2 protein-coding genes are annotated in these 9,837 nt (G+C 77.2%); both read left to right on the top strand.

The features are described from left to right. Window positions 1-12: 12 nt before the first annotated feature. Window positions 13-7,308 carry a type I polyketide synthase gene (locus VM95_RS36165; RefSeq protein ID WP_052707792.1) on the top strand — a complete coding sequence of 2,432 codons (7,296 nt, stop codon included), beginning with the start codon at window positions 13-15 and terminating at the stop codon, window positions 7,306-7,308. Continuing rightward, a partial coding sequence (locus tag VM95_RS36160) for a type I polyketide synthase (protein ID WP_208615597.1) occupies window positions 7,305-9,837 on the top strand: 2,533 nt, incomplete at its 3' end. The genes VM95_RS36165 and VM95_RS36160, both read left to right, overlap by 4 nt.

The following is a 9,837-nucleotide window of genomic DNA, read 5'->3' as shown; positions in this document are numbered from 1 at the left end:
GCGGATGTGGGGTTGTCGCTGGCTTCCATCGGCGCAGGGTTCGAGCGGCGGGCGGTGGTGGTCGGTTCGGAGCGGGCCGAGCTGCTGGCGGGGCTGGGGTCGGTGACCGGTGGCGTGGTCGTCGCTGGGAAGACCGGAGTGTTGTTCTCCGGGCAGGGCGCGCAGTCGCCGGGGATGGGGCGCGGACTGTACGAGGCGTTCCCGGTGTTCCGGGAGGCCTTCGACGAGGTGTGCGCCCTGCTCGACGGGGAGTTGGGGGCCTCGCTGCGGGACGTCGTGTTCGGTGACGGCGACGAGCTCGACCGGACGGTGTTCACGCAGACCGGGTTGTTCGCGGTCGGTGTGGGGTTGTGGCGGCTGCTGGAGTGGCTGGATGTCCAGGTGGACGCGGTGGGTGGCCATTCGGTGGGCGAGTTGGTGGCGGCGTATGTGGCGGGTGTGTGGTCGCTGGAGGACGCCTGTCGGGTGGTGGCCGCGCGTGGTCGGCTGATGCAGGCGTTGCCGTCCGGTGGGGTGATGGTGGCGGTGCGGTTGTCCGAAGCGGAGGCCGTCGAGCGGTTGGCGGGCCGGTCGGGGGTGGGGATCGCGAGCCTGAACGGGCCGCGGTCGCTGGTGCTCTCCGGTGAGGATGCGGCCGTGGACGCGGTGGTGGCGGATCTGGAGGCCGAGGGCGTGCGGTGCAAGCGCCTGCGGGTCTCGCACGCCTTCCACTCGTCGCTGATCGAGCCGATGCTGGCCGGGTTCCGGCAGGTGTTGGAAGGCGTGGAGTTCCACGCGCCGCGGCTGCCCGTCGTCTCGAACGTGACCGGCGCCCTGCTGACGGCCGAGCAGGCCTGTGCGCCGGAGTACTGGACGCGCCAGGCCCGCGAAGCCGTGCGCTTCGCCGATGGCGTCGCCACCCTGCGCGAGCTCGGCCTGGTCCGCTTCCTGGAGCTGGGTGGCCAGGCGCTGGTGGCGATGCTGGACGAGCCGGTGACGGCCGCCGCCCTGCGGCGGGACCGTCCGGAGGCGGAGTCGTTCTGGTCCGCCGTCGCCCGGCTCTACGTCAGCGGCGCCACCGTCGACTGGACCCGGGCGTTCCCGGGCGCCCGCCGCGTCGAGCTGCCCACCTACGCCTTCGACCACCAGCGCTACTGGCTGGACTCCACCAACTGCCGCCCGCGCCGCGCGGGCGCCGAGCGGGCGGACGCGGCGGAGTCCCGGTTCTGGGAGGCGGTCGAGCAGCAGGACCTCGGCGCCCTCACCGACGCCCTGTCCCTGCACGACCGGCACGAGGCGCTGCACGACCTGCTGCCCGCGCTCGCCACCTGGCGCCGCCGGCGCCGCGAGCGCAGCACCGCCGACCGCTGGCGCTATCGCGTCGTCTGGAAGCCCGTCCAGCTCCACGACGGCCCCGCACTCTCCGGAACCTGGCTGGTCGTCGGCCCGGAGGACGCCACCCTCCCGGCCTCCTGCGCCCGCGCCCTCGCCGACCACGGCGCCGAGGTCCGCCGGCTCACCGTCACCGCCGCCGACGACCGCGACACCCTCGCCGCCCGGCTGGCCGAGGCGGCCGCAGACGGCCTCAACGGCGTGCTCTCCCTGCTCGCCCTCGACGAGCGCCCGCACGCCACCCACCCGCAGCTGGCCGCCGGCCTCGCCGCGAACCTGGCGCTGGTGCAGGCGCTCGGCGACGCCGGGACCGCCGCCCCGCTCTGGTGCGCCACGGCCGGTGCGGTGGCGATCGGCGCGGCGGACGCGCCGGTGCGCCCCGTCCAGGCGCAGACCTGGGGCCTCGGCCGGGTGGTCGCGCTGGAGCACCCCGAGCGGTGGGGCGGCCTGCTCGACCTGCCCGCCGAGCCCGGCGAACGCGCGCTCGGCCGGCTCTGCGCGGCACTGGGGGCCAGTGGCGAGACCGCCGAGGACCAGCTGGCCGTCCGCGAGTCCGGCAGCTTCGCCCGCCGCCTGCTGCGCGCACCGCTGCCCGCCGACCCCCCGTCCGCCGGGCCGCTGGCCGTCGACCCGCCGTCCTTCAGGCCGCTGCCGGCGCAGAAGTCGGCGCCCGGCTGGACGCCGCGCGGCACCGTGCTGGTCACCGGCGGCACCGGCGCGCTCGGCGCGGAGGTGGCCCGCTGGCTGGCCCGCGAGGGCGCGCGGCACCTGGTGCTGACCAGCCGTCGCGGCCCCGACGCGCCCGGCGCCGACGCGCTGGCCGCCGAACTGCGCGCCACCGGCGTCCGGGTCACGGTCGCCGCCTGCGACACGGCGGACGGGCCGGGCCTGACCGCCCTGGCCGCCCGGCTGGCGGATGCGGGCGAGCCGATCCGGGCCGTCGTCCACGCGGCCGGCGTCGGCCAGAGCACCCCGCTCGCGGACACCACCGTCGCCGAACTGGCGGCCGTGGTCGGCGCCAAGACCGCCGGCGCCGACCACCTGGACCGGCTCTTCCCCGACGACGCGCTCGACGCCTTCGTCACCTTCTCGTCGATCGCGGCCGTCTGGGGCAGTGGCGGCGGCCAGGGCGCCTACGCCGCCGCCAACGCCCATCTGGACGCGCTGGCGGCCGCCCGCCGGAGCCGGGGAGCGGTCGCGACCTCGATCGCCTGGGGGCCGTGGGCCCGGGCCGGCATGGCCACCGAGGGGCGCGCCGACCGGCAGCTGGCCCGGCGCGGGCTGACCGCCATGGAACCCGAGCCGGCCGTGGCCGCCCTCGCGCTCGCCCTGGCGCACGACGAGACCGCCGTCACCGTCGCCGACGTGGACTGGTCCCGGTTCCTGCCCGCGTTCAGCGTCGCCCGGCAGCGCCCGCTCTTCGCCGACCTGCCCGAGGCCCGCGAGCAGGCGGCCGCCGCACCCGCCCCCGCCGCCTCCGTTTTCGCCGCCCGCCTGGCCGCCCTCCCGGCGGCGGACCGGGAGCGCACCGTGCTCGACCTGGTGCGCCGCCAGGTCGCGGCCGTCCTCGGCCACGGCACGGCCGAGCGGATCGACGCCGGCCGCCCGTTCACCGACCTGGGCTTCGACTCGCTGACCGCCGTCGAACTGCGCGACCGGCTCACCGCCGAGACCGGCATCGGGCTGCCCACCACCCTGGTCTTCGACCACCCCACCCCGGCCGCGCTCGCCCACCACCTGGCGGCCGATCCGGCCGGCACCGGCGAGGACCCGGCGGCACACCCCGCCCCCGCCCCTGCCCCCGCCCCTGCCGACGCCGACGAGCCGATCGCGATCGTCGGCATGGCCTGCCGCTACCCCGGCGGCGTCGACTCGCCGGAGGACCTGTGGCAGTTGGTGACGGACGGCGCCGACGCGATCGGCGCGTTCCCCACCGACCGGGGCTGGGACCTGGACGCGCTCTACCACCCCGACCCGGACCACCCCGGCACCTCCTACACCAGCGAGGGCGGATTCCTGCGCGACGCCGCCGCGTTCGACCCGGCGCACTTCGGCATCTCCCCGCGCGAGGCCCTCGCCATGGACCCGCAGCAGCGGCTGCTGCTGGAGACCGCCTGGGAGGCGCTGGAGCGGGCCGGCCTCGACCCGGCCGCGCTGCGCGCCACCCCCACCGGCGTCTTCGTCGGCGCCGGAGCCTCCGGCTACCTGGGCGGCGTCCAGCGCCTGCCCGAGGGCGTCGAGGGCTACTCGCTGACCGGCACCGTCGCCAGCGTGCTGTCCGGACGGCTCTCCTACGCGTTCGGCCTGGAGGGCCCGGCGGTCACCGTGGACACCGCGTGCTCCTCCTCGCTGGTGGCGCTGCACCTGGCCGCGCAGTCGCTGCGCGCGGGCGAGTGCACGATGGCGCTGGCCGGCGGGGTGGCCGTGATGGCCACGCCGAACGGCTACGTCGAGTTCTCCCGCCAGCGCGGGCTGGCGGCGGACGGGCGGTGCAAGTCCTTCGCCGACGCGGCGGACGGCACCGGGTGGTCCGAGGGCGTGGGCGTGCTGCTGCTCGAACGGCTCTCCGAGGCCCGCCGCCACGGCCACCGGGTACTGGCGGTGCTGCGCGGCTCGGCCGTCAACCAGGACGGTGCCAGCAACGGGCTCACCGCGCCCAACGGCCCCTCGCAGCGCCGGGTGATCCGCGCCGCGCTCGCCAACGCGGGCCTGACGGCGGACCAGGTCGACGCGGTGGAGGCGCACGGCACCGGCACCCGGCTCGGCGACCCGATCGAGGCCCAGGCCCTGCTCGCCACCTACGGCCGGAACCGGCCCGCCGACCGGCCGCTGTGGCTGGGCTCGATCAAGTCCAACCTCGGCCACAGCGCGGCCGCCGCCGGCGTCGCGGGCGTGATCAAGATGGTGCAGGCGCTGCGGCACGGCGTGCTGCCGCGCACCCTGCACGTGGACCGGCCGACCGGGCAGGTGGACTGGACGACGGGCGCGGTCGCCCTGCTCACCGAACCGGTCGACTGGCCGGAGCTGGACCGGCCGCGCCGGGCCGGGGTCTCGGCCTTCGGGGTGAGCGGCACCAACGCGCACGTGATCCTCGAACAGGCCGAGCCCGCCGAGCCCGCCGAGCCCGCCGAGGAACCGACTGCCGCCCCGGGGGTGCTGCCGTGGCTGCTCTCCGGCAGCACCGAGCCGGGCCTGCGCGGCCAGGCCGCGCGGCTGGCCGACCACCTCGGCGAGGGCGCTCCGGCCGCCGACGTGGCGCACGCCCTGGCGACCACCCGGGCGGTGCTGGACCACCGCGCGGTGGTGCTGGCCGCCGACCCCCGGGAGGCGCTGCGCGCGCTCGCGGCGGGGACCGAGGCGGCGGACGTCGTCCGGGGGGTCACGGACGGGGCCGACCGCCGGGTGGTGTTCGTCTTCCCGGGGCAGGGCTCGCAGTGGGCCGGGATGGGCGCCCAACTGCTGGACGCCGCACCCGTGTTCGCCGCCCGCATCGCGGAGTGCGAGGCCGCGCTGGCGCCGCACGTGGACTGGTCGCTGACCGAAGTCCTGCGCGGCGGCACGGACTTGGACCGGGTCGACGTCGTGCAGCCGGTGCTGTGGGCGGTGATGGTGGCGCTGGCCGAGCTGTGGCGGTCGGCGGGCGTCGAACCGGCGGCCGTCGTCGGGCACTCGCAGGGCGAGATCGCCGCCGCCTGCGTGGCGGGGGCGCTGACCCTGGCGGACGGCGCCCGGGTCGTCGCCCTGCGCAGCCGCGCCCTGTTGGCTCTGTCCGGCCAGGGCGGCATGGTGTCCTTCCCGCTGCCCGCCGAGGAGGTGGTGCGGTTCCTCGAACCGTACGGCGGCCGGATCTCGATCGCCGCGCTCAACGGGCCCTCGTCCACGGTGGTTTCGGGCGACGCGGACGCCCTGGAGCACCTGCTCGCCGAGCACGAGCGGGCCCGCCGCATCGACGTGGACTACGCCTCGCACGGCCCGCACGTCGAGCAGATCCGCGACGAACTGCTCACCCTCCTCGCCGGGATCACCCCGCAGTCGGGCGACGTCCCGTTCCACTCCACCGTCACCGGCGAGCCGATCGACACGGCGGTCCTGGACGCCGCGTACTGGTACACCAACCTGCGCCAGGAGGTGCGGTTCGGCGCGGTCACCGAACGGCTGCTGGCAACGGGCCACGACGTGTTCGTCGAAGTCAGCGCGCACCCCGTGCTGGCGGCGTCGATCGAGGACGGCGGCGGGTCCGCGCTCGCCCTCGGGACGCTGCGGCGCGGCGAGGGCGGCTGGGCGCGGTTCCTGCGCTCGCTCGCCGAGGCGCACGTGCGCGGGGTGGCCGTGGACTGGCGGCGGGTGCTCACGGGCGCGCCGGGCCGGGTCGTGGACCTGCCCACCTACGCCTTCCAGCGGCAGCGGTTCTGGATCGCGCAGGACCCGGGCGGCGGCGACCCGGCCGGCCTCGGCCTGGAGCCGGCCGACCACCCGCTGCTCGGCGCCGCCGTCGCGGTCGCCGACACCGGCGGGGCCGTGCTCACCGGGCGGGTCTCGCCGCGCACCCGGCCGTGGCTGGCGGAACACACCGTGGCCGGGCTGCCGCTGCTGCCCGGCGCCGCCCTGGTCGAACTCGCGGCGCGGGCCGGCGACCAGGTGGGGTGCGGGCGGCTGCTCGAACTGGTGCTGGAGGCGCCGATGGCCCTGCCGGAGCGGGGCGCGGCGCAGCTCCAGGTCTCCGTGGAGCCGGCCGACGCCGAGGGCCGGCGCGGGCTGGCGGTGTTCTCCCGCCCGGACGGCGACCCGGCGGCGCCGTGGATCCGGCACGCGAGCGGGCTGCTGGCGCCGGGCTCCGCCGAGCAGTCCGGGGAACCGGGTGCCGCCGACCTGCTCGCCTGGCCCCCGGAGGGCGCCGAGCCGGTGCCGCTCGACGGCTTCTACCCCTCGCTCGCCGCGACCGGCTACGGCTACGGACCGGCCTTCCGGACCCTGCACGCCGTCTGGCGGCGCGGCCCGGAGGTGTACGCCGAGGTGGCCCTGCCCGCCGACCAGCGCCGCGATGCCGCCCGGTACGTGCTGCACCCGCTGCTGCTGGACGGGGCGGTCCAGGCGGCCGGGTTCGCCACCGGCCACGGCGCGGCGGGCGAGGCCGACGACGCCGTCCGGCTGCCCTTCGCCTGGGCCGACCTGGCCGTGCACGCCGCCGGGGCGACCCGGGTACGGGTGCGGATCACCCCGGCCGGGCCGGACGCGCTCGGCCTGCTGCTCGCCGACCCGAGCGGCGCGCCGGTCGCCGTCGTCGGCTCGCTGGCGCTGCGGCCGGTGACCGTCGACCGGCTCGCGGCGGCGCCGGTGCAGCGGGCCGTCGCACCCGCCCGGCCCGCGCGCCGGACGGCCGACGCGGGCGACGCCACCGGGGCGGCCGCCCTCGCCGGCCGGCTCGCCGGACGGTCCGAGGCGGAGCAGGACCGGATCCTGCTCGACCTGGTCCGCACCCAGGTCGCCGCCGTGCTCGGCCACCACGAACCCGGCGGCATCGCGGGCGACCTCGCCTTCAAGAACCTCGGCTTCGACTCGCTCACCGCCGTCGACCTGCGCAACCGCCTCGGCGCCGCGACCGGCCTGCGGCTGCCCGCCACCCTGGTGTTCAGCCACCCCAACCCGGGCGCGCTCGCCTGCCACCTGCGCGCCCGGGTCGCCGACAGCGGCGGCGCCAGTGCCGCCCCCGCCGTCCCGGCGGCCCGCGAACTCGACCGGCTGGAAGCGGAGTTGTCCGCCGCCTCGGCGGACGGCCGGGCCGAGATCACCCGCCGGCTCGACGCCCTGCTGCGCACCTGGGGGCGCCCGGCCGACACCGGCGGCGGGAGCGCCGCCGTGCTGGACGCCGAGGCGCTCGACGAGATCACCGCCGAGGAGATGTTCGAGCTCATCGACCAGCAGTTGGGCGAGTCATGACCGACCCCAGCGCCGTTCCAGCCCCTGTCCCCGCCCAACGCCCCCCGGGAGAACCGACGATGGCGAACACGGAGGAGAAACTCCTCGGATACCTCAAGCGCGTCACGGCCGACCTGAGCCGCACGCGCCGGCGGCTGCACGACGTGGAGGCGGCCGCCGGCGAGCCGATCGCGATCGTGGGCATGGCCTGCCGCTACCCCGGCGGGGTCGCCTCGCCCGAGGACCTGTGGCGCCTGGTGGCCGAGGGGGTGGACGCGGTCGGCGCGTTCCCCACCGACCGGGGCTGGGACCTGGACGCGCTCTACCACCCGGACCCGGACCACCCGGGGACGTCCTACGTGCGCGAGGGCGGATTCCTGCGCGACGCCGCCGAGTTCGACCCCGCGTTCTTCGGCATCTCGCCGCGCGAGGCGCTGGCCATGGACCCGCAGCAGCGGCTCGTCCTGGAGACCTCCTGGGAGGTGTTCGAGCGGGCCGGCCTCGACCCGGCCGCGCTGCGCGGCAGCCGGACCGGCGTCTACGTCGGCGCGGTCTCCTCCCATTACCTGGCCACCCTCACCCCCGTCCCCGAGGGCGTCGAGGGCTACCTGGGCACCGGCAACATGACCAGCGTGGTCTCCGGCCGGGTCTCCTACACCTTCGGCCTGGAGGGCCCGGCGGTCACCGTCGACACCGCCTGCTCCTCCTCGCTGGTGGCACTCCACTGGGCGATCCAGGCGCTGCGCTCCGGCGACTGCGCGATGGCCCTGGCCGGCGGGGTCTCGGTGATGCCCGCGCCGGGCGCGTTCATCGAGTTCTCCCGCCAGCGCGGGCTCGCCGTCGACGGGCGGTGCAAGTCCTTCGCCGCCGCCGCGGACGGCACCGGCTGGGCCGAGGGCGTCGGCATGCTGCTGGTCGAACGGCTCGGCGAGGCGCAGCGCCACGGGCACCGGGTGCTCGCCGTGATCCGCGGCTCGGCGATCAACCAGGACGGCGCCTCCAACGGCCTGACCGCGCCCAACGACCTGGCGCAGGAACGGGTGATCCGCGCGGCCCTGGCGAACGCCGGGCTGACGGCCGGCCAGGTCGACGCGGTGGAGGCGCACGGCACCGGTACCACGCTGGGCGACCCGATCGAGGCCCAGGCCCTGCTCGCCACGTACGGGCGGGAGCGGCCCGCCGGCCGTCCGCTGCGACTCGGCTCGATCAAGTCGAACTTCGGGCACAGCGCGGCCGCCGCCGGCGTCGCCGGGGTGATCAAGATGGTGCAGGCGCTGCGCAACGGCACGCTGCCGCCCACCCTGCACGTGGACCGGCCGACGCCGAAGGTCGACTGGGCGGACGGCGCGGTCGCGCTGCTCACCGAACCGGTGGACTGGGCGCCGGGCGGGGAGCCGCGCCGGGCGGCGGTGTCCTCGTTCGGGGTGAGCGGCACCAACGCACACGTGATCATCGAGGAGGCGCCCTCGGCGCCCGAGGCGGTCGACGGGGCGGTCGACGGGGCGGCCGACGAGGCGGTCGGGCCGGCCGAGATGCCCGACGCGCCGCCGCTGCCGGTGTCGCTGCCGCTGGTCCCGCTGGTGCTCTCCGGCCGGGGCGGCGCGGCCCTGCGCGGCCAGGCCGCCAGGCTGGCCGACTTCCTCGCCGCGCAGCCGGACGGCGTCGACCCGGCCCGGCTCGGCCGCTCGCTGGCGACCACCCGCACCGGGCACTCCACCCGCGCCGTGCTGCTCGCCGCCGACCGGGCGACGGCCGCCCACGGACTGCGCGCCCTCGCGGCGGACGAGCCGGTGGCGGGCCTGCTGCGGGGGACGGCGCTGCCGGACGCCTCCGCCGTGTTCGTCTTCCCGGGGCAGGGCTCGCAGTGGGTCGGCATGGGGGCCGAACTGCTGGACGCCTCGCCGGTGTTCGCGGCGCGCATCGCGGAGTGCGAGGCCGCGCTCTCGGCCCATGTCGACTGGTCGCTGACCGAAGTCCTGCGCGGTGGAACGGACTTGGACCGGGTGGACGTCGTCCAGCCGGTGCTGTGGGCGGTGATGGTGGCACTGGCGGCGCTCTGGCGCGCCGCCGGTGTCGAACCGGCGGCCGTCGTCGGCCACTCCCAGGGCGAGATCGCCGCGGCTTGCGTGGCCGGGGCGCTGTCGCTGGAGGACGGCGCGCGGGTCGTCGCGCTGCGCGCCCGGGCGCTGCCGGCGCTGTCCGGCGAGGGCGGCATGGTCTCGCTCCCGCTGCCCGCCGAGGAGGTGGCGCGGCTGCTGGAGCCGTACGGCGGCCGGATCTCGATCGCCGCGCTCAACGGGCCTTCGTCGACGGTGGTTTCGGGTGACGCGGACGCGCTGGAGCAGCTGCTGGCGGAGCACGAGCGGGCGCGTCGGATCGACGTCGACTACGCCTCGCACTCCGCCCACGTGGAGGCGATCCGCGAGGAGATCCTGACCGCCCTCCAGGGCGTCACTCCGCGCCCGGCTCAAGTCCCGTTCTACTCCACGCTGGTGGGTGAGCCGATCGACACCCGCACGCTGGACGCCGCCTACTGGTACCGCAACCTGC

Origin of the sequence: Streptomyces rubellomurinus (genome assembly GCF_000961885.1) — a bacterium.
GTDB lineage: Bacteria > Actinomycetota > Actinomycetes > Streptomycetales > Streptomycetaceae > Kitasatospora > Kitasatospora rubellomurina.
This window is presented reverse-complemented; position numbering and strand designations above follow the sequence as displayed.